This window comes from Flavobacterium sp. ABG (genome assembly GCF_001027725.1).
GTDB classification, from domain to species: Bacteria; Bacteroidota; Bacteroidia; order Flavobacteriales; family Flavobacteriaceae; genus Flavobacterium; species Flavobacterium cupriresistens.
Genome location: NZ_LEKS01000015.1, coordinates 32,748 through 54,574, shown reverse-complemented (window position 1 = coordinate 54,574; position 21,827 = coordinate 32,748). Strand labels below are relative to the sequence as shown.

Genomic DNA, 21,827 nt, shown 5'->3' with positions numbered 1-21,827 from the left:
AAAAAAAAAGAAAAAGATGTCATTAGTGAAGGTTTTTCTGTCGTGAATGGATGTTTTTTTGTTGTGAATAAAATTGATTTATTCCAATAAAATAAATTACTTAAGGTTATTGTATGAATGCGGCTTTATAAAGAAGATTAAAATATAAAAAAGTAAAGGGAGCTAGCTGGAGAATGAACGAAACTTATATAAAAATTAAAGGTATTTGGTGCTATTTATATAGGGTAGTCGATAAATTGGATAACACAGTAGATTTTCTTCTTAATAAATGAAGGCAAAGAATGAGTGCCCAGTGATTTCTAACTAGGGAAATAAATAATAACTGCAGACCCAGGTTAATAAATATAGATAAAAGCAGCTCGAACACTAGCGCTATAAGAGTTTACAATAAACGCTCTTTTTCGAATATCAAGATTAGACAATGTAAATATCTGAACAATATAGTTGAACAAGATCATCGCTTTATTAAGTGGAGAATACAAAATAGTTTGGGTTTCAAAAGTTTTGAATCTGCCAAAAGAACCTTAGGTGGAATTGAAGTTATACATATGTTGAGAAAGAATCAGATGCTTAGGCCAGGCACAAGTATGTTTAAATCATTTTGTAAATTGGCAGCATAATTTTCAGATCTGAAATTTCTTTCTGTTTTATATGGCAGATGCGACAGAACCAAAATGCCGTTTTATAGCATTTTAACTGGGACTCTTTGTTTTATTTTGTGATGTTTTATGAAACCTACTTCCCAATACAAAAATTAGCAAAAATATTCCCCAACAATTCATCATTAGAAACCTGACCCGTAATAAGTCCAAATTGATACAAAGCTTCGCGAATGTCAAGTGCCATAAGATCACTTGAAAGATTCGTTTCAAGACCAAATTTTACTTTTTGTATTTCATCTAATGCTTTTAGTAAAGAATCGTAATGTCTTGTATTGGTAACAATTGTTTCATTGTTTCTAAGGGCTCCGGTATTTACGAAAGAAAGCAATTCATCCTTTAAATCATCCACACCAATTTTCTCTTTTGCGGAGATTAGTAAAAGTTTGGCGTTTAAATTTTCGAGTTTATCGGTGATGTTTGAAACTTCATCAGCAGATAAAATATCTTTTTTATTAACAACAATCAGCAATGGTTTTAAAGGATATTTATTCTTGATTTGCTCAATTTCCGAAACAAACTCCGAACTTGAAACCTGAAACTTTAAACCATCAAACAAATAAATCACAACCTGTGCCTGCTCAATTTTTTCAAAGGTTTTTTTGATTCCAATGCTTTCCACAACATCTTTTGTTTCGCGGATTCCCGCTGTGTCTATGAATCTAAATCCGATTCCACCAATTACCAATTCGTCCTCAATAGTATCACGTGTAGTTCCGGCAATGTCAGAAACAATGGCGCGTTCTTCGTTTAATAAGGCATTTAGTAAAGTCGATTTTCCAACGTTGGGTTCTCCAACGATCGCTACCGGAATCCCATTTTTGATGACATTTCCAACGGCAAACGAATCAATTAAACGTTTTAAAACAAACTCGATTCGGTTCAGTAGTTCATGAAACTGACTTCTGTCTGCAAATTCTACGTCTTCTTCAGCAAAGTCCAATTCCAATTCAATTAGGGAAGCGAAGTTTAAAAGCTCTTCGCGCAATTTGGCTATTTCATTGCTAAAACCACCACGCATTTGTTGCATGGCAATTTGATGTGAAGCTTCATTGTCTGATGAAATCAAATCGGCAACAGCTTCTGCCTGTGATAAATCCAGTTTTCCGTTTAAGAAGGCTCTAAGGGTAAATTCACCCGCATCGGCCATTCTACAGCCTTTTCTTAACAACAACTGAATAATTTGCTGCTGAATATAAGTAGACCCGTGACAGGAGATTTCTATAGTGTTTTCGCCGGTATACGAGTTCGGTCCTTTAAAAACAGAAACCAAAACTTCGTCAAGCGTTTTCGACCCGTCGACGATATGACCTAAATGTAAGGTATGAGTTTTTTGTTTGGTTAAATCCTTGTTTTTGATGGATTTAAAGACGCTGTCTCCGATCGTTATAGCGTCGGAACCTGAAATTCGAATTATGGCAATTGCTCCGGCTCCTGAAGGAGTAGCCAATGCAACTATAGAATCTTGATTTATCATGCTGCAAAGGTATAAAAAAAGCCTCAAAAATCACGAACCCGGAGTTCGTTGTCTGGTGTGTATTTACAGCTTACTTTTATTGTTTGTATTCCTACATGTTAAAATTAATTGTACCTAACAGATTATTTATTTGTTTTTGTAGAATGTTAAATTACTGATAATTGTCAGGTTAATTTCTTTTTAGAATGATTAAATTTGAGAAAACAACTTCTAAATCTCAAACAAAATGAAAAAGATATTATTTCCCACAGATTTTTCTGAGGCCGCAACAAATGCTTTTGTTCATGCCTTAGAGTTTGCTAAGATTGTAAATGCCGAGCTTATTTTGTTGCATACCTTTGAGATTCCGGTTTACGACAGTCAATTTTTTCCGGAAAATTATGCCGCAATTTACAGTTCGGTAGAATTAGCCAAATTTGAAATGTTTAAAAATGAAATTCCAAAGCTAAGAGCTATAGCTGAAGAACGAAAATTAGGGAACATCGTAATAAAACACCGTTTAATGGATGGTGACTTACTGTATAACCTCAAAAATGCCGTCGAAGAAGATAAAGTTGATTTTGTAATTATGGGAACATCAGGAGCTTCCGACTGGACAAAATTTTTCCTTGGTTCTAATACCAGTTCTGTAATTTCAGGAGTGGAAGTGCCGGTTTTATGTGTGCCGGTTGATGCTAAGTTCAAAAAAATTAAAGTAATTGGCTTTACAACCCGTTATCGTGAAAAAGACAAAAAAGAGTTGAAAAAAGTACTCGAAATCGCGAAGAAAACAGATGCTAAAGTCAAAAGTTTATACGTGAGAACTTCAAGTTCAGATGTCCCTGAAGCAACAGTTAAAGAATGGGAGAAAGAGTTTGCAAATGAAAATGTAGAGTTTTTAGTTTTGCCAAGTGATGAAGTAAAAGAAACAATTCTTGATTTTGTGCTTTACAAAGAAGTCGATATTCTTTCTATGATCACACACAAACGTTCTTTTTTTGAAAGTCTTTTTGACTCCAGTTTCACTAAAAAATTATCCAAACAAGTGCCTGTGCCCGTTTTGGTTATGCACGAAGATTAAATTACTATAAATTCAGAACGTTTATTTTGTTATGGAAAACCTATATTTGTGTTCCATCAAATAAACAAAATGAATTCATATCAAAATAAAGTCGTTCAGTATACGGAACTTTTAAAAAAAATCAATAAAAGATACAACAGCATTAGTATTTCACGTCTTTTAAGCGTTTTTCTTTGTCTATTTTTATTGTTTTATTATATCAAGACAAACGAGATTAGCTACGTTGCTTTTGCTTTTCTGTCTTTTGTTGGTTTTATTTTTTTGATGAGAATCCACTCAAAGTTATCTTTCGAAAAGCAGCTTGCAACCGCGATACTGAAGATTAACGAAAATGAAATTGCCTTTTTGAAAAGAGAAAAATTGCCTTTTGAAAACGGAATTGAATTTAATGACTTTCACCACCCTTATGCATACGATCTGGATATCTTTGGAGAACATTCTTTGTTTCAAAGTTTAAACAGAACAGCCACTTTTGTTGGAAAAAAAACGCTTGCGAATCAGTTATTGGAGGTACTTCCTAATACAACCATTTTAGAGAATCAGGAAGCAATAAACGAATTAAAATCCAAGCTGGATTGGAGGCAAGACTTCCTGGCTTTAGCGACAATAAGTGCAGATTCTAAAAATGCTTATGATTCTATAATGCATTGGAGTTCCTCTAAAATTAATAAGCTACCTAAAGTTATTATAGCACTTTCTATAATACTGCCAACCTTGTTTTTTGGTTTTTTAATCGCCTATATCATTACTTCGAAAATGATATTGCTGAGTTATCTGACGTATATTTTTATTGCAAACACCATAGTTTTAGGACAATGTTTTAAAAGAATTCAATCTGAAATTGCAAAAGCAGATAACGTTGATAAAATCATCAAACAGTATAGTTTATTACTGATTAAGATCGAAACGGAGACTTTTCAATCCAAAAAGTTAATCGATCTGCAACAACAGCTTGTATTTAGAAATGCAACAGCCAGTACACATGTAAAAGAGTTGTCAGAGTTGTTCTCGAGAATGGACAGTATTAATAATTTTGTCACGGCAATTGTATTTAACGGGACATTTTTGTTTAATGTACATGTTTTAAAATCGCTTTTAAAATGGAAAGAAAATTACGCGACAGAACTCGGAAAGTGGGTTTCAATAATTGGTGAATTTGAAGCTTTGAACAGTTTAGCTAATTTAGCCTACAATAACCCTGATTTTGTTTTCCCTGAAATAAATTCCGAATATAAAATTGGATTTAAAGATTTGGCTCACCCATTGTTGAATCCGTTAAGCAGAGTAGGCAATGACACTCATTTTTATCCCGAGTCGTTTGTGATTCTAACGGGGTCGAATATGTCTGGAAAAAGCACTTTTTTAAGAAGCCTGGGCGTTAATATGGTTTTAGGCGGAATCGGTTCTGTGGTTTGTGCCTCAGAAGCTAATATGCATCCGTTACCTGTTTTAGTTTCCATGCGATTATCGGATTCTTTGTCCGATAGTGAATCTTATTTCTTTGCGGAAATAAAACGTCTGAAACAAATTATGGATGCTCTGGAAGAAAAACCGGCTTTTGTTTTACTGGATGAAATCCTAAGAGGAACCAATTCCGATGACAAACGCAACGGAACAATTGAAGTCGTAAAAAAGATAATTGCTAAAAAAGCGATTGGTGCCATTGCAACACACGATATAGAAGTGTGCCTGACAACAAATGATTATCCTGAAATTTTAACCAACCAATGTTTCGAAGTCGAAATTAAAAATGAAGAACTGCATTTTGATTACAAACTCCGTAATGGAATTTGTAAAAACAAAAGTGCCACTTTTCTAATGCAGAAAATGGGAGTTATTTGAGATTTTAGATTTTAGAGTGTAGATTTTAGATTTTTTGCTGGGCGTGTTATTTCTGCGAAATGATATTGCGTACGAATCTAGCGCTCGATAAGTTTTATCTTTGTGTTTCATTTAACAAAAGTGCCACTTTTTTAATGCAGAAAACAGGAGTTATTTTAGATTTTAGAGTGTTGATTTTAGATTTTTTGCTGGGCGTGTTATTTCTGCGAAATGATATTGAGTACCAATCTAGCGCTAGATAAGTTTACATCTTTTTATTTTATTATTCTGGTCAAAAAAAAAGATATTAAACAAATAATCAATAATCTAAAGTCAAGAATCTAAAATCTGCAATCTAAAATCTACAATCTCTTATTTCTGTAGTTCTTTTATCGTTTGTACAAAGGCTTCAACCGGTTGTGCTCCCGACACGGCATATTTTCGATCAAAAGCAAAGAAGGGAACACCTTGTACGCCAACTTGTTTTGCTTCGATAATATCGGTATGTACATCGTTTAGAAACAATTTGTCGTTTTTCAGTACCTCTAAAACTTCGTCTGAAGGTAGACCTGCACTTTCGGCTAATTCCAATAAGGTAGGATCGTCATTTAGATCTCTTCCTTCTGTGAAATATGCTTTAAAAAAGATTTCCTCCATTTCGCCAGCCAGATTTTTAGTTTTGGCTAAATGAATAATGCGATGAGCAGGTAATGAATTTGAAACGATAGCCTTCTCAAAATGATAGTCTAAACCAACGCTTTTAGCACGTTCAGTGACGTCTTTGTGCATGGCTATAGATTGCTCAACCGAAATCCCTTTATGCTCTGCCAGGAATGTAAAAACGTCTTGCCCTGATTGTAGCGGAATGGTTGGATCAAGTTGAAAACTCTTCCATTCAATTTCAAATTCTTCATCTGGAAATTCAGCCAAAGCAGTTTCCAATTGTCTTTTTCCTATATAACAAAACGGACACATGATGTCCGACCAGATTTCTATTTTCATAGTAACAAAAATAGAGAAATATTTTTTAGGAGTGAAATGTTGGTTATGAAAATTTGGCAATGAGAAAATGAGATAATTAGATAATGTGAAATACTGAATCTGAAATGCAGGATGCAAAATGTAAAAATGTAAAAATGAGAAATCTAATAGATGAAAATGGAATAGGTGAGATGTGAAATGTTGTACCGAATCATTTTGTCAGACCTATTCCATTTATCGGATGCAACATGGTTTTATGTTTTAGTTTTTTCTCTTATTTTAAAGATTTGACTATTACAGAAAGAAGTGTTTGATTGGAGATTACCTTTCGTACTTTTAAATTTCGGATTCAGTATTTCGGATTCAGTATTTCGGATTCAGTTTTTCAAATCCAGTTTTTCAAATCCAGTTTTTCAAATCCAGTTTTTCAAATCCAGTTTTTCAAATCCAGTTTTTCAAATCCAGTTTTTCAGATTTAGTATTTCATTATCACATTCCCACATTCTCTCATTCTCTCATTCTCTCATTCTCTCATTCTCTCATTCTCTCATTCTCTCATTCTCTCATTCTCTCATTCCAATAAACACTAACAATCACCCTATTTCACAATGGTAAGATAATACTTCTAAAATTGTAAAATTTACACTTATCGGGTAATATAAGCCGCTTTTGCGATAATATATTATCATAAAAATTAGCTAAAAAGCAAAACATTTGCCAATACTAATTATAAAACCATAATATGAAATTTAAAATTAATTTTATGAAAGTTACAATGCTCTTCTTTGTGCTTGTAGCTCAACTTACGTTCGCGCAGGAGCGGGTTGTGTCGGGAATTGTCTCAGATAATACAGGAATGCCATTACCGGGTGTCGGCGTATTAGTGAGAGGAACAAAAACAGGAACTCAGACTGATTTTGACGGTAGATACTCAATAAAAGCAGAGGGAAATGCTGTTATTATATTCAGTTATATTGGGATGCAGTCGCAAGAAGTTATAGCAACTGATAAAAATTTAAACGTAAAAATGTCTTCAGGATCGATGCAATTACAGGAAATTGTAGTAACGGCATTGGGTATTAAAAGAGAGAAAAAATCTTTAGGTTATGCCACTCAGGAGGTAAGCGGTGAAGAACTTACGAAAGTGAATACGGGTAACGTTTCTAATAATATTTCGGGAAAAATTGCCGGAGTAGAAATCAGAAGAAACAATAATATTGGAGGATCTACCAATGTTGTGATTCGTGGTACGACTTCATTGACACAGAGCAATCAGGCATTGTGGGTTGTGGATGGAATTATATTGAATAATGACAATACCAATACAAACGATCAAATATCGGGTGGTAACAAAGGTGGATACGATTACGGAAATGCCGCTTCGGATATTAATCCCGATGATATTGAAAACATGAACGTTTTAAAAGGTGCTGCTGCAACAGCATTGTACGGATCAAGAGCCTCAAATGGGGTTATTATTGTAACGCTTAAAAAAGGAAGTAAATCTAAAGGAGGTTTAGGAATAAACTTTAGTTCAGGCGTAAATATTGGAGTTGTGGATAAAAAGACATTGCCAAAATATCAAAACCAATACGGAAGTGGTTATGGTGATTTTTACGGCACGACTGATTTAGGCAGTGGAACTCATCCATACACCGCAACTGATGATGCGTCATGGGGACCAAGATTTGATCCGTCATTATTGGTGTACAATTGGAATTCGTTTTACCCTGAGTTGCCAACTTACGGAAAAGCGACACCTTGGACAGCAGTAAAAAACAACCCAAATAGTTTTTATCAAAATAGCGTGACCTTTATTAATAGTATTGCTGTTTCGGGAGCGAATGAAGGTGGAGATTTTAGATTTGGTTACAGCAACTACAATCAGAATCAGGGAATTTTACCAAATAGTGAGAACAGAAAAGACAATTTCAACTTTTCCGGAAGTTATAAAATTAGCGACAGAACTAAAGTTTCAGCCACAGCAAATTACTTGAAATCATATGCTAAAGGAATGAATGAAACTGGTTATGGAGATGGTGGAAACAACTATTTGAGTAGTGTGAGACAATGGTATTCGACCAGTGTTGATTTTAAGGATCTTGAAGACGCCTACAATTTAACTGGAAGAAATACAACGTGGAATGTTGGTTCACCGGAGAATTTAAATGTACAATTTCATGATAACCCTTATTTTCAAAGATATCAGAACTACAATTCATTAGTAAGAGACCGTTTCTTTGGAAATGTAGTGATCAAAACAGATATCACCAATTGGTTCGATATTATGGGAAGAGGTGCAGTAGATTATTACCACCAATTGCAGGAAGAACGTGTGGCTGTTGGTTCAAAAAGAACGCCAAACGGATTAGGAGAATATTCCAGATATGACAAAACGTTCAGAGAGATCAATTTAGATTTAATAATGAACTTCAAAGCCAGAATCGTTGACGGGATTAATTTCACGGGTATGTTGGGTGCTAACTCAAGACGTTCGATCAATACTTCCATTTTTGCAGTAACAAACGGAGGATTGGTAGTTCCCGGAATTTATGCCTTGGACAATTCGGTTGATGCGATTAATAGTCCGGATGAAATGATGGAAACGAAAGGAACAAATAGTATTTATTCAACCGCTAACTTTAATTTCTATGATACTTACTTTTTAGAAGGAACGTATAGAGTAGATCAATCTTCGACTTTGCCAAAAGACAATAGTGTTTATACTTATCCGTCGGTAACGGCAACGTACATTTTTAGTAATCACCTTAAAACAGATTGGTTGTCTTTTGGGAAATTGCGTTTGAATTATGCTGAAACCGGTAATGATGCCCCTTTTGGAGTAACAACTGCTGTGTATCCTAAAAATAACAATTTTGGAGGAGCATCGCGTTTTTCTACAGACAATAACAAAAGTAATTCGGATTTAAAAAGTGAATTAACAAAAGGAGTTGAAGCTGGTGTTGAGCTTAAATTTTTCAAAAACAGAGTAGGACTTGACTTTTCGTACTACAAAACGAATACGACAAACCAGATTCTTTCTATTGAAACACCAACTCAAACAGGTTATACCAGAGCATGGATAAATGCTGGTGATGTGCAAAACAAAGGATTTGAAGTGTCTTTGAATGCGACTCCAATAAAAACAGACAACTTCACATGGCAAACTACAGTAAACTGGTCTACCAATAAAAATGAAGTAATTTCTTTGGGAGGACCTGACAGGATTTCGTTAGGAGGATTCCAGGGGGTAAGTTATGTAGCTGAAGTAGGTAAGCCAGTTGGACAGTTGGTAGGTTCCGGATATACGTATTTGGACGGGCAGAAAATCATTCGTTCAAACGGAAGATATTTACAATCAGCAGGAGTAGTTATTGGTAATGTAAATCCGGATTGGATCGGAGGTTTTAATAACGTTTTGACTTATAAAAATATCGCTTTCAACTTTTTAATTGATGTTAAAAAAGGAGGAGACGTATATTCTCTGGATCAGCAATACGGACATACTACAGGTATTTACGAAAGCACAGTAAGCAATAACCATTTAGGAGTTCCACAACGTGAACCGGTTGCTAATGGTGGTGGAATTTTATTAGAAGGAGTAAAAGCAGATGGAACTCCAAACAATGTAGTGGCAAGTATAACAGGTACTGACGGATACTATTTTTACAACTCAATGCCACAACAGGAATATGTATACGATGCTTCTTATGTGAAACTTCGTGAGGTTGGAATAAGCTATAAATTTCCAAAAAAATTACTGAAAAGCACCTTCATTAACAATATGGTTTTTGCTTTGAATGGAAGTAATCTTTGGATTATCAGTAAAAACTTGCCTTATGCAGATCCGGAAGCAGGGATGTCTTCAGGTAACTTGCAAGGATTCCAGACTGGTGTATTGCCAACTACAAAAGAGTACAGTTTTACATTGAAAGTTCAATTCTAAAAAAAGATAACGATATGAGAATTATAAAAACAATATTTTTTGCAGGAGCTGTTTTACTTTCAATAGTTTCATGTGACAACTTAGACGATTTAAACGTTGATCAAAAAGCCTATACCAAAGTGGTACCTGCCGCTTTGATGACGAATGCTCAGGTAAATTATGCCTATTTTTTAACTAACGCTTCTGTGAATTCTAATAATTTCAGAGCCTACGCACAGCACTGGTCTACGTCAACTTATACAGATGAAGCCAACTACAATCAGGCAAAAAGAAATTTAGGAAGTTCACACGCGATATTGCTGTACAGAGATGTATTGCAGGATTTGGCGAATGCTCAAATTCAAATTAGAGAAGCGCAGGCTTTAGGCCCAATTGAAGAAGCAGTTAAAAAAAATAACATTGCCATACTGGACGTACAAATCGTAATGGCTTACCAAACACTTGTTGATTTGTTTGGAAATGTTGCCTATTCAGAAGCGCTTAATGTAAAAGCATTTCCTTATCCTAAATATGATGATGCTAAAACCGTATACCTGGATTTAGCAGCTCGATTAGATGTTGCTATAGCAAATATGGATGCTGCAAATGGAAGTTTCGGCGCTGCTGATTTGGTATTCAAAGGCAATGTTGGTCAATGGAAGACTTTAGCCAATAGCGTAAAACTTAAAATGGGATTGCATCTTGCTGATGTAGAACCGACAAAAGCAAAAGCTATGGTAGAAAGTGCTTACAGTTCAGGAGTAATGAGTAATGAAACTCAAACAGCCTTGTTTCAGTATTATTCTACGAATACAGATATGAATCCGCTTTATGATAGTTTGGTGAATGAAAGTCAAATCATTATCTCCGCTTTTTTTGCAGATGAATTAAATGCGAAATCAGATCCAAGACGTGATTTCTTTTTTAACCCGGATTCAAAAATAGCCGGAGAATACAAAGGTGCTCCTTATGCACAGCAAGTTAATTATTCCAATTTTACAAACACGGGTAAAAGATTAAAGTTAAAAACCAATCCGGGTGTATTGTTTGATTACACTGAAACTTGTTTTTTATTAGCCGATGCTGCTAACAGAGGTTTTAATGTTGGAGGAACAGCCGAAGAATATTATACTAAGGGTATAGAAGCAAGCATGAAATTTTGGGGAGTTGCCAGTACCGATATGCAAACGTATCTGGCCAGACCTGACGTTGCATTTGCAACAGCAACCGGTACAGACAAACAAAAAATCGCCTACCAACTTTGGATCGCTTATTACAACCGTGGTTTTGAAGCCTGGACAGAATACAGACGTTTAGATTTTCCAATACTAACTGCTCCCGTATCGGCTGTGGCTGAAGCGGAAGGCAAGGTTCCGGTAAGAAATATTTATTCCACTTCAGACAAAACGCTTAACAAAGCAAATTACGAAGCGGCATCAGCTGCTATAGGTGGAGATTTAATGACCACCAAAATTTTCTGGGACAAATTTTAATTTTTGAGTTAGTTTTATTTGTTTTTTGAAGCCGTCTCCCATTGTGGAGACGGTTTTTTTTATGGGGGGCTTCGGCTTCGCTCAGCCTGACAGTTTAGGGAGTTTTAGTCTTGGTTGTTTTTGTGTCACCCTGAGCGGAGTCGAAGGCTGGTTTGTTGAGAAGGGCTTCGACTTCGCTCAGCCTGACATTTTTTTTTGGAGAGTATCTCGGTTTTTTTTATGTCACCCTGAGCGAAGTCGAAGGCTGGTTTATTAAGAGTATTTGTGATGATTATGTTGTTTTTTGGTAAAAATAACAGATGTATTGATAGAAATTTTAGATTATTTTTTCGTAGTACGTTTTTTTAAAGTTAATAAGTTGTTAATTATGTATTAATTCTTACTAAAATAGTATCAAAATAAAATTACGTCTAGGACTAAATTTGGTCATTACTAATTAAAACCCAAATAAGAATGAAATTTAAATTACTATTGTTCTTTCTGATTTTCAGTTTGTTGAAAGTTGGAGCTCAAGGTTTACCTTGTCGGACGACCGAAGAAAATGCTAAAATGTACCGGAATAATCCAAGTGCACTTCAAGAGAAAAAAGATTTTGATGCTTTTACCAAAAAGTTTGCTTTACAGCAAAAATCTAAAACTTCAAAAGCAGCAGTTACTACTTATACCATACCAGTGGTATTCCATATTTATGGAGACGTTCAAAGTGGAAAAACCGTTACTTATGAAAAAATTGTAAATCATCTGGCACAACTAAATGATGATTTTAATGGAAGAAATGCCGATTATCAAACGGTAGAATCGTTCTTCCAAGCCCGAAGAGGAACTTTGAATATCGAATTCAAGTTAGCAAAAAAAGACCCTAACGGTGGTTGTACAACAGGAGTTGTTTTTCACGCAGCAAAAAACGGTTATGGAAACGGTGGTGGTTATGACGACCAAATCGCTGCTGATGCTTGGGACAACACTAAATATATGAACATTTACATTCAAAATGATTTGTATAATGATGGTGCTCTAAATAACTCAGGAGTTGCCTGGTATCCGGATTCGGGTATGACGGCCAATAATACAGCCCGTGTTGTTTTTAATGGGGCTTATTTGTATGATAACTCCACCAACAAAGAATTCTCTGCAACCTTAACGCACGAATTTGGTCATTTCCTGAATCTAATTCACACTTTTGACGGTGGTTGTTCGGGAACAGACGAAGTAGATGATACACCGGCAGAAGACGGAAATCATACTTTAGCCTGTACTCCGGGTACAAATTGCGGTGGTGGCAAAGTAAACTTCGAAAATTATATGGGATATAACGGAGCTCAGGGCTGTTATAAAATGTATACGCAGGGACAGATCAGCAGAATGCTTGCTGCTTTAGAACATGCTTCACGTAAATCTTTATGGCAACCTCAAAACCTAATTGATACAGGTGTAAATGTAACAGGAAGTGCATTAGTGGCTTCTGCAACTTCCTTTAAAGAAGCAATTGTAAATGATGGTTCTTTTACAACTTCGTCTGCAGTAACTTTGAGCGGTGCAAAAACCTTCGCCATTAGTTCAGGGACAATGACGGCGGGAACACATTTCACACATACTTTCCCAGCCGGAATAACTCCGGTGCTTACTGTAAATTCAAACAATCAGGTAACGGTTACCTTAACAGGAAAAGCAACAAATCACGCATTGGCAAATAACACTTCAGGTGGTATTACTTTTTTACCGGCTGCTTTTGTTGGTGGAACTACTAATTTGTCTTGTACTTCTTTGTTCTTTAATTTTAGATTTTCAGATCCGTACGGAGTATTTTTTGTAGACATGCCGGATGTTACCGTTTCGGCCTCATTAGGCTGGAAGTATTTCGAAATAGCCAAAGGTGATGATCCTGCATTTGGAGGCTGGAGATTTGCTGCTAATGCTTTAAAAATTGAAACATACGATAAGAAATTAGTCTGCGAAACGGGTTCCAGAAATATCTCTTTACTAGGAGCAAATACTGCTGTTGGTCCAACAAGTAATATGACCGCTCCAGGTGCATACCCGAATCAACTTGATTTGAGAACTGCCGCTTATACTGCTTGGGATGGAAAATCTGGTTATGTAGGTTTTGACTATTTAATGGATGGTCTAACGTGTTACGGATGGTTTAAAGTTACTGTTACAGCTAACGGAGACGGTTATACCATTTCTGAATATGCTTATAACACACAACCGAATACGCCAATTTATACTGGTATGACGGCTAAAACAGCTGTAGTTTTATCAGAAGGTACTTTATATGAATCGGAAGTAAATGATGGTGCTCTAAGTACAAGTACTGTGATTTCGTTATCAACCAATAACGGAACATTTACAAAAAGCAGCGGAACATTTACAGTTGGAACACATTATACAATTACAGGAGTACCAGCTGGATTAACAGCAGTACTGACACTTCAGAGTAATTCTAAAACGGCACTTACTTTTACAGGAAAAGCTACTGCACACCTTCCTGCTAATGATGCGGCTGTGGTAGTTACTTTTAAAGATGCTGCAATTACCGGTGGAATTGTGACTCTAGACAATGCTGCAAAAACAATAAATCTGAAATTTGATGCACCTTATGGCGTATTTTATGTAAACAATCCGGATTATGTAGCATCAGCTGCAGCGACATGGGATTATTTTAATTTAGGTATAGGGGACAATACGGAGTATGGTGCATGGCAGTTTGCAGCAGCAGCTTTAAAAATTGAAACTTATGGAAAAAGATTAGTTGGTGAAACTGGGACAAGAAATATTTCTTTTATAGCAGAAGGAACTACTATTGGAGCTTCCAGTAATTTTGTTACTCCGGGAAGTTCTTATCCGGATCAATTAGATTTGAGAACTGCAACGTATACAAATTGGGATAATAAAACAGGATATGTTGGTTTTGAGTATAAAAGCAGAGGACGTACTTGCTATGGATGGCTTCATATAAAAGTAGAAGCGGGTGGAGTAGGATATACTGTTCTGGATCATGCCTACAATACAAAACCTGGTGAATCTATACAAGCAGGAACACAGACGGGAGTTACCGTTTTGGCTCCGTCAAATTTAACAGCAACAGTCAATGCAACAAATTTAGAGGCACAACTTAGCTGGACAAACAATGCTACAAATGCTACCAATGTTGTAGTAGAAAGAGCAGGTTCAGATGATGTTTATGCTGAAATTGCAACTTTAGCCAGCACAGTAATTACTTATACCAATACAGGTTTAACAGCTGGTAGTACTTATAAATACAGAGTTAGAGCAAAAGCTGTAGCGGTTTATTCTTCTTATTCAAATGTGGTATCGGCTACGATTCCAAATACTGCATTCTGTGCTGCACAGGCAGCAAACGGGTATGAATACATCAATACAGTAGCAGTTGGAACTTTTACGAATACTACCGGAAAAGATGCGGCAGGTTATGCAGATCATACTTCAAAAGTGATTACGCTAACGACAAATGCAAGTATGAATGTTAGTTTGACTCCTGGATTCTCCAGTACTTCTTATACAGAATATTGGGGTGTTTGGATCGATTACAACAAAAACAATCAGTTTGAAGCTTCTGAAAAAGTGATAAACAACCTTTCTGCAAAAACCACAGTAACAGGAAGTTTTACTCCGGTTGCCTTTACAGGTACTACTCGTATGCGTGTTGTAATGAAATACAATTCCAATCCAACGACCGCTTGTGGAAACATTGGAGATGGTGAGGTAGAAGATTATACGGTTACATCAGGAACAATTGTGGTTCCTAACCCAGGAACTTTACCAGTACCAACAAATCTTACCAATTCAGGTGTTTACTCATCAGGCTTCTACGCTTCTTGGGATACAAAACCGGAGGCGGCATCTTACGAAGTACAATTAAATAGCGCAACAGGCTGGACTTCAGCAGGAAGTTCTGCTACTTATTATTTGTGGATTCCAAAACAAGGTACTCAAACGGTTTATGAATTCAGAGTTCGTTCTATAAACGGAACAGCATTTAGTGATTGGAGTCCTTCTCACACGATTGACCTGCAAACCGCCAGTTCAGGACCACAACAAATGGATACAACCAGATCATTTACATTGTATCCAAACCCGGCCTCTGATGTAGTGAATTTTAATTTTACAAATATTGATGTTACTAAAGTTAAAATAACGATTTACAACAGCACCGGTAACTTGATTGATATAGTACGAAATACTACTTCTTATTCTGTTAATACGCTAAGAAAAGGGGTTTACATTGTAGTAGCAACAGACGGAAACTTTATCGAAAAGAAAAAGTTATTAGTTGAGTAGTTATATTGGTTAGTTAATAATAAAAAGGGTTGTTTCATATTTTGAGACAACCCTTTTTTCTTGTAGAATGGAAAGTTTTTTTTTGTTTCAGGTTTCAAGTTAAATGTGAAAGATAAACTGATACTGAAAACGGAGACTTTAACCCAAAATGTCAGGCTGAGCGAAGTCGAAGCCCCTCTCAACAAACCAGCCTTCGACTCCGCTCAGGGTGACACAAAAAAACAAGACGAAAACCCTAAACTGTCAGGCTGAGCGAAGTCGAAACGTCTTACGAACTCTTCAGTTTTAGTAACTGAGACTAAAACCTGAAACTTGAAACCTGAAACTAATAAAAGGGTTGTTTCATATTTTGAGACAACCCTTTTTTCTTGTAGAACGGAAAGTTTTTTTGTTTCAAGTTTCAGGTTTCAAGTTAAATGTGAAAGGTAAACTGATACTGAAAACGGAGACCTTAACCCAAAATGTCAGGCTGAGCGAAGTCGAAGCCCTTCTCAACAAACCAGCCTTCGACTCCGCTCAGGGTGACACAAAAAAAACTAAGACTGAAACCCCCAATTGCCAGGCTAACCGAAGTCGAAACGTCTTACGAAATCTTCAGTTTTACTAACTGAGACTGATACTGAAAACGGAGACTTTAACCCAAAATGTCAGGCTGAGCGAAGTCGAAGCCCCTCTCAACAAACCAGCCTTCGACTCCGCTCAGGGTGACACAAAAATAACTAAGACGGAAACCCCCAATTGTCAGGCTGACAGAAGTCGAAACGTCTTACGAAACCTTCAGTTTTACTAACTGAGACTGAGACCGGGACCGAGACTGAAACCTGAAACTTGAAACCTGAAACAATCCCTCCCCCTAAACCCCAAACGGATTATCAATAGATTCCATAGGAGTCGTAAACCATTTAGGACCGCTTGCTGTCATGTAAAAATGATCTTCATGACGAATACCAAATTGACCGGGAATACAGATCATAGGCTCGTTACTAACGACCATGCCTTCTTGCAAAAGGGTTTGATTTCCTCGAACTAAATACGGATATTCATGGATGTCCAATCCCGTACCATGACCTACACGATGGGGTAAACCCGGGATTTGGTAATCACCGCTTAGTCCTGCTTCGGCTAATACTTTTCGGGCGGCATCGTCTACAGCGCCGCAAGTAGCACCAATTTGTGCGGCATCAAAAGCTGCTTTTTGAGTGGCTTTTTCTAAGTTCCATATTTTTATGTGAGCTTCGGTTGGAGTCCCGTATACGTAGGTACGTGTGATGTCGGAAAGATATCCTTCTAAGCGACAGCCCGTATCAATTAAAACAATATCATTATCTTTTAAATTCTGTGGAGCAGTAACGCCATGCGGGTATTGCGAATCCTCTCCAAAAAGAACGATACAGAAATACGAACCTGAGGTTATTCCGGCTTTGATATGAGCTTTATTGACAAAATCTACAACAGTAGCCGCTTCAATTCCCGGATACAAAATACGGGCAGCTGCTTTTTGAACGACCATTGTAATCTCTTTTGCCTGTTGAATTATAGCAATTTCAGCCGCTGATTTGTGCATGCGGCAGCCAGCAGTTATTGGTTGTGCATTTATAAAAGTATAGTCCGGATTTGCTTTGATAATACTGTCAACTTGAAAATAAGAAGCTGATTCATCTAAAGCGATTGTTCCGGTAGAGATGTTTTTCTTTTGTAAAATAGCGCCAAATAACAAACAAGGGGTTTCATGTTCTTCCCAGAAGTTTAAATGGCCTTCCACTTGCATAAAGGTTTTAAAAGTACCTTCTTCAAATTTTGGAACGATGTATTCGATGCTTTCATCTTCAAAAAGTAAAGCACCAACCATTCGTTCAGAAGGATTCCATTTGGTTCCGGTATAATAGTATAAGTTGGTTCCGGCATGTAAATAAAGCACTTTGCAGTTTTGTTCTTTCATTAGAAGAACGGCTTTTTTAAGACGTAATTGATATTCAGCGATCGCAATCGGCTGAACATTTGTGGTCATGTTTTGTATTTTGTCTAGTTCGATACTTGCGGTTGAACCGCCAACTCCAATTGTCATTTGTTTGTCTTTTTTTAAGTTAGTTATAAAGTGGTGTACTTCTATATTGTTTTTAATATTAGCGTAAAATAAACCCGTTTTTCATTGGATCATTTGGATCAATGATAAAAGTATTTGTTCCCGTAATGTAGGCCGTTCCTTCTACTTGAGGAATTACGGCTTTGAATTTACCGAAGTCCAATTCGTCAACAAGGGAACCCTTAAAAATACTATTTGTTATGCTTTCAATACTAATTTCCTGTCCTTTTTTGATCTGATTTCTTGCCTTTTCGATAGCAATTCTTCCCGAAACACCCGAACCCGTTGGCGAACGATCTACTTCACCTTCAGCAAAAACGCAAACATTTCGACTATGATTTTGCGCTTCCAAAGAGGTATCTATAAAAATGGTACCATATAAAAAACTTAAATCATCTTCAAACGGATGTAGTATTTCGTTGTCTTGTGCCATTACCGCATGTTTGATAGCTCTTCCGGTCTGAATAATCATGCGATTGTCTTCGGGTGTCAGAGTAAGATTTATATTTTTGTTTTTACGAAGATCAACATAAGCGTAAAAGGCTCCTCCATAAGCCAAATCATAAGTAACTTCGCCAATAGTAGGAACAGAAACAACGCGGTCTAAACCTACCACAAAACTCGGGACACAATGAAAGTGAACTCCAGTCAGCTCTCCGTCTTTTATTGTGGCATAGGAGTGAATTCTGCCACAAGGAGCATCGATTTTTAATTCATTTTCGCCTTCTTTTAAAGTGATCCAATTCATTTTTACAGCTAGGGTTGTGATCGCAATTATGGCATGTCCGCACATCGTACTGTACCCTTCGTTGTGCATAAAGAGGATTCCGAAATCAGCTTCGTCATCGTTGGGAGGGAGGAGGATGCAACCGTACATATCGGCATGACCTCTGGGTTCAAACATTAAAGCCGTACGTAAATAATCATAATGTTCTTTGATATACCTGCGATATTCTAAAACAGAATTTCCTTTTAATTCAGGGAAACCATCGATAATCACACGAAGCGGTTCTCCACCGGTATGCATGTCTATGGTTTTAATGGCGAGACAATTTTCGGGTATAGTATAAGTGTTGTTTTTTAAAATAGTTTGATAGGTTTTTTTCATTGTGGCTGTTTATTTGTCTTTAATAGTGTTTTATATTATTTGCTTGTAGTGTGTTACTTTTGGGTCAAGTTTTTTTGCTACGAATTTTACGGATTGGGATGAATTATTTTTTTCCACAGATTAAAAAGATTCGCACAGATTATCTAATTATTTTGATAGTCTGGTTCTATTTAACTCTTTTCGATTTGGTGTAAAAAGTAGTTATTGTTTCAATTTTTCTTTTTCTCACGCAGATTTAGCAGATTCTTTATAATTTCATTTAAAAAAAATCCGCCAAATCTGCTAAATCTGCGTGCTATTTTATTTTAATGCGTTGAATTCCTGATAGAAATGCGCCGTTGCAACTAGATCTTCTAACGCATGCCCAACAGATTTGCTTCGCCTGTTCGCTATCGCTCGGGTAGCAGATTCTTTATAATTTCATTTAAAAAAAATCAGCCAAATCCGCTGAACCCGCTAAATCCGTGTGCTATTTTGCATTACTGTATTTCTCATAAAAATGCGCAGCCGCCACCAGATCTTCTAACGCATGCCCAACAGATTTAAAGAAAGTAATTTCGCGGTCGGTCGTTCTGCCTTTTTTGGTACCGGAACACAATTCGAATAAATCAGCTTTAATGTCGCTCACTTTAATAACATTAGTCTGTAACGGAATTACAATATCTCCGCTTTCTTTTAATCCACCCTGATAAGTGTCAATAAAAACGGAGGCCCTTGAAATGGCAGTATCGTCTGCCTCGCGCATATCTTTTTTGTAAGCTCCTACCAAATCCAAATGTTGTCCTTCTTGTAACCATTCTCCAAAAACCAAAGGGGTCTTTGACAAAGTAGCGCAGGAAATAATAACTGCTTTTGGAATAGTATTTTCAATAGAATCAACCGTTTCACAGGTAAAAGGATATTCTTTTAAGGAGTCACAAACGAGTTTTGCTTTAGCTGGATTTCTCCCCCAAACATACACTTTTGTTATAGGTCGGACACTCGCATGTGCCCGAATCAAATTGGTCGCCAAAGCGCCTGTTCCAATCATAAATAAAGTGCTGGCATCTGTTCGTGAAAGATAACTGCTGGCTAATGCAGAAACTGCTGCTGTTCGGGCTGCTGTTAAAGCTTTTGCTTCTAATATGGCTTTCACATGACCTAAATGAGCATCCAGATAAACATAAATTCCCTGAATGGATGGTAAATTGTGATTACCATTATTTGGACTTACCGTTACAATTTTTACACCCAGATCATTCCCCGGATGAAAAGCGGGCATTAATAATAAGGTCGAATCTACTTTTTCTTCCGGATTTGGAAAGTCATGGTGGTGTCGCATCGGAACTTCGATTTCGGTATTAGAAAAACCTTTTAGCAAGACTTCTACCAAGGTTTTATAGTCGCAATTTTCAGCTATAAAGGAGTCGGATATAAAGGGAATTGTGGTCATTTGGATCAGTTTTAGATTAAAATTAAAACTTTATTTCAGGATAACTATATTTTATCCGGAATCAGATAAAATATTACAATTAAGGGATAATATAGTATTGGTTCTGATTTGACAATGACAGTAATTTTAAAAATTGAATTAAATAGTATAAAATGAATAAAAAACTGTACATCGCTTTATTGCTCTTTATCGGCTTGAGTGCTTCGATTGGTTCGGCTCAAACGGTAGCAAAACCTGTGGCGGATCTTCAACAAAAATTAACGGAGTTGTTTCCTAAAGCTGTCATTACACCAATAGAAAATCTGGAAGGATATACAGCATCCTATCAATTGATCTTAGACGAACCATTAGATCACAAACATTCCGAAAAAGGGACTTTTCAACATTACATTTATCTGTCCCATGTTGGTTTTGACAGGCCAATGGTTATAGAAACACACGGATACAATACCGGAAATATAAAAAGTGAAGTAAGTAGTTTATTGCAAGCCAATCAGGTTGTGGTAGAGTATCGTTTTTACGGGAAATCAAGACCTGAGCCAATTCCGTGGGAATATTTGACTAATGATCAGGCTATTGCAGATTATCACGGAATAGTAACTCAATTAAAAAAACTGTATACCGGAAAATGGATTTCAACCGGCATTAGTAAAGGAGGAGAAACGGCTCTAATTTACAAATCAAAATATCCAAAAGATGTTGATGTTGCGATGCCGTATGTAGCTCCTTTAATTAATACTTGTGAAGATCCCAGAACTGTAACACATGTAAAAGTGGTAGGAACACCGGAATGCAGAGCGAAAGTTACAGCTTTACAGCGAGCAGTTTTGCAAAACAGAGCCGAGCTAATGGCTGTTTTTTCAGAATACGCAATGGCAAAAAAAACGCAATACACTAAGGTGCCAATGGAAGAGGCTTTGGAATATGCCGTTTTAGAATTTCCATTCTCTTTTTGGCAATGGGGTGGGAAATGTGATGAAATACCCGCCGCAAATGCTACCCCAAAAGAACTGTTTGATTATCTGAATAAAATAGTAGGCGTGGGAACTTACAATGATAAAATGTATTTCAATTACCTGCCTTCGTACTATCAGCATTTAAGCGAATTAGGGTATTATGGATTTGATTTTTCTCCCGTTGCAGATTTACTTAAAATTGTAAAGAATACTTCCAACGATCGATTTGCTCCGAAAGACGTTGTTATAAAATACAATCCCGATTATATTAAAAAAGTGCGTAAGTATGTTGAAAATAAAGGAGACCATATTTTATACATCTACGGAGGCTACGATACCTGGTTTTCTTGTTCCCCAACGCCAAAACCAAATGTAGACGCCTTAAAGATGGTACTGCCCGAGGGAAGTCATGCCACCAGAGTCAAAGATTTTTCTTCAGCAGATCAAACACTTATTAAGAGCACGTTGGATAGATGGTTGAACAAATAGAATTCTTTGATGCAGCAGAACGATTCAATTTTTTGTAATGC

11 protein-coding genes and 1 pseudogene are annotated in these 21,827 nt (G+C 36.6%); 7 read left to right on the top strand and 5 right to left on the bottom strand.

The window, feature by feature from the left end; all coding sequences use genetic code 11:
* Positions 1-173: 173 nt before the first annotated feature.
* Positions 174-620 (top strand): annotated as a pseudogene (locus tag AB674_RS23235) (IS6 family transposase).
* Positions 621-735: 115 nt separating this feature from the next.
* Here the strand turns inward: AB674_RS23235 and mnmE are convergent.
* Positions 736-2,136, bottom strand: a complete 1,401-nt coding sequence (gene mnmE / locus AB674_RS15510) for a tRNA uridine-5-carboxymethylaminomethyl(34) synthesis GTPase MnmE (RefSeq protein WP_047778053.1) — start codon at positions 2,134-2,136, stop codon at positions 736-738.
* A gap of 226 nt (positions 2,137-2,362) precedes the next feature.
* Here mnmE and AB674_RS15505 point away from each other — a divergent pair, with 226 nt between their 5' ends.
* Positions 2,363-3,196, top strand: coding sequence for a universal stress protein (locus tag AB674_RS15505; RefSeq protein WP_047778051.1), 834 nt, complete (start codon positions 2,363-2,365; stop codon positions 3,194-3,196).
* Positions 3,197-3,265: 69 nt separating this feature from the next.
* Positions 3,266-5,038: a MutS-related protein gene (locus AB674_RS15500; protein WP_047778050.1), complete on the top strand. Its 1,773-nt coding sequence runs from the start codon at positions 3,266-3,268 to the stop codon at positions 5,036-5,038.
* Between the two features lie 351 nt (positions 5,039-5,389).
* On the opposite strand, the gene AB674_RS15490 is transcribed toward AB674_RS15500, so the two are convergent.
* A complete protein-coding gene (locus AB674_RS15490; RefSeq protein ID WP_047778047.1) occupies positions 5,390-6,019 on the bottom strand; it encodes a DsbA family protein in 630 nt (209 codons plus the stop codon).
* Between the two features lie 742 nt (positions 6,020-6,761).
* Between AB674_RS15490 and AB674_RS15485 the strand changes: the two genes are divergently transcribed.
* The 3 genes from AB674_RS15485 (at position 6,762) to AB674_RS21950 (ending at position 15,718) form a co-directional block, all read left to right on the top strand.
* The gene (locus AB674_RS15485) at positions 6,762-9,944 is read left to right on the top strand and encodes a SusC/RagA family TonB-linked outer membrane protein (protein WP_240478096.1); all 3,183 of its coding nucleotides are present in this window, start codon (positions 6,762-6,764) and stop codon (positions 9,942-9,944) included.
* A 14-nt stretch (positions 9,945-9,958) separates the two neighbouring features.
* Positions 9,959-11,416 (top strand): SusD/RagB family nutrient-binding outer membrane lipoprotein, encoded by a 1,458-nt coding sequence (locus tag AB674_RS15480; RefSeq protein WP_047778044.1) that lies wholly within the window; start codon positions 9,959-9,961, stop codon positions 11,414-11,416.
* Positions 11,417-11,869: 453 nt separating this feature from the next.
* Positions 11,870-15,718 carry a M43 family zinc metalloprotease gene (locus AB674_RS21950; protein WP_053004294.1) on the top strand — a complete coding sequence of 1,283 codons (3,849 nt, stop codon included), beginning with the start codon at positions 11,870-11,872 and terminating at the stop codon, positions 15,716-15,718.
* Positions 15,719-16,571: 853 nt separating this feature from the next.
* On the opposite strand, the gene AB674_RS15465 is transcribed toward AB674_RS21950, so the two are convergent.
* The 3 genes from AB674_RS15465 to AB674_RS15455 form a co-directional block, all read right to left on the bottom strand.
* Positions 16,572-17,783, bottom strand: coding sequence for a M24 family metallopeptidase (locus tag AB674_RS15465; protein ID WP_047778041.1), 1,212 nt, complete (start codon positions 17,781-17,783; stop codon positions 16,572-16,574).
* A gap of 58 nt (positions 17,784-17,841) precedes the next feature.
* Positions 17,842-18,909 carry a proline racemase family protein gene (locus tag AB674_RS15460; protein WP_047778040.1) on the bottom strand — a complete coding sequence of 356 codons (1,068 nt, stop codon included), beginning with the start codon at positions 18,907-18,909 and terminating at the stop codon, positions 17,842-17,844.
* A gap of 469 nt (positions 18,910-19,378) precedes the next feature.
* Entirely contained in the window at positions 19,379-20,341 is a 963-nt protein-coding gene (locus AB674_RS15455; RefSeq protein WP_047778039.1) for an ornithine cyclodeaminase family protein, read from the bottom strand.
* A gap of 152 nt (positions 20,342-20,493) precedes the next feature.
* Here AB674_RS15455 and AB674_RS15450 point away from each other — a divergent pair, with 152 nt between their 5' ends.
* Complete coding sequence (locus AB674_RS15450) at positions 20,494-21,786, top strand: S28 family serine protease (protein ID WP_047778038.1); 1,293 nt, start codon at positions 20,494-20,496, stop codon at positions 21,784-21,786.
* Positions 21,787-21,827 lie beyond the last annotated feature (41 nt).

What these genes read in the sequence shown, in the direction of transcription:
- AB674_RS15455 (WP_047778039.1), bottom strand. Translation starts at nt 20,341, where the DNA reads ATGACCACAATTCCCTTTATATCCGACTCCTTTATAGCTGAAAATTGC.
- AB674_RS15480 (WP_047778044.1), top strand. Translation starts at nt 9,959, where the DNA reads ATGAGAATTATAAAAACAATATTTTTTGCAGGAGCTGTTTTACTTTCA.
- AB674_RS15505 (WP_047778051.1), top strand. Translation starts at nt 2,363, where the DNA reads ATGAAAAAGATATTATTTCCCACAGATTTTTCTGAGGCCGCAACAAAT.
- AB674_RS15490 (WP_047778047.1), bottom strand. Translation starts at nt 6,019, where the DNA reads ATGAAAATAGAAATCTGGTCGGACATCATGTGTCCGTTTTGTTATATA.
- mnmE (WP_047778053.1), bottom strand. Translation starts at nt 2,136, where the DNA reads ATGATAAATCAAGATTCTATAGTTGCATTGGCTACTCCTTCAGGAGCC.
- AB674_RS15450 (WP_047778038.1), top strand. Translation starts at nt 20,494, where the DNA reads ATGAATAAAAAACTGTACATCGCTTTATTGCTCTTTATCGGCTTGAGT.
- AB674_RS15465 (WP_047778041.1), bottom strand. Translation starts at nt 17,783, where the DNA reads ATGACAATTGGAGTTGGCGGTTCAACCGCAAGTATCGAACTAGACAAA.
- AB674_RS21950 (WP_053004294.1), top strand. Translation starts at nt 11,870, where the DNA reads ATGAAATTTAAATTACTATTGTTCTTTCTGATTTTCAGTTTGTTGAAA.
- AB674_RS15500 (WP_047778050.1), top strand. Translation starts at nt 3,266, where the DNA reads ATGAATTCATATCAAAATAAAGTCGTTCAGTATACGGAACTTTTAAAA.
- AB674_RS15485 (WP_240478096.1), top strand. Translation starts at nt 6,762, where the DNA reads ATGAAAGTTACAATGCTCTTCTTTGTGCTTGTAGCTCAACTTACGTTC.
- AB674_RS15460 (WP_047778040.1), bottom strand. Translation starts at nt 18,909, where the DNA reads ATGAAAAAAACCTATCAAACTATTTTAAAAAACAACACTTATACTATA.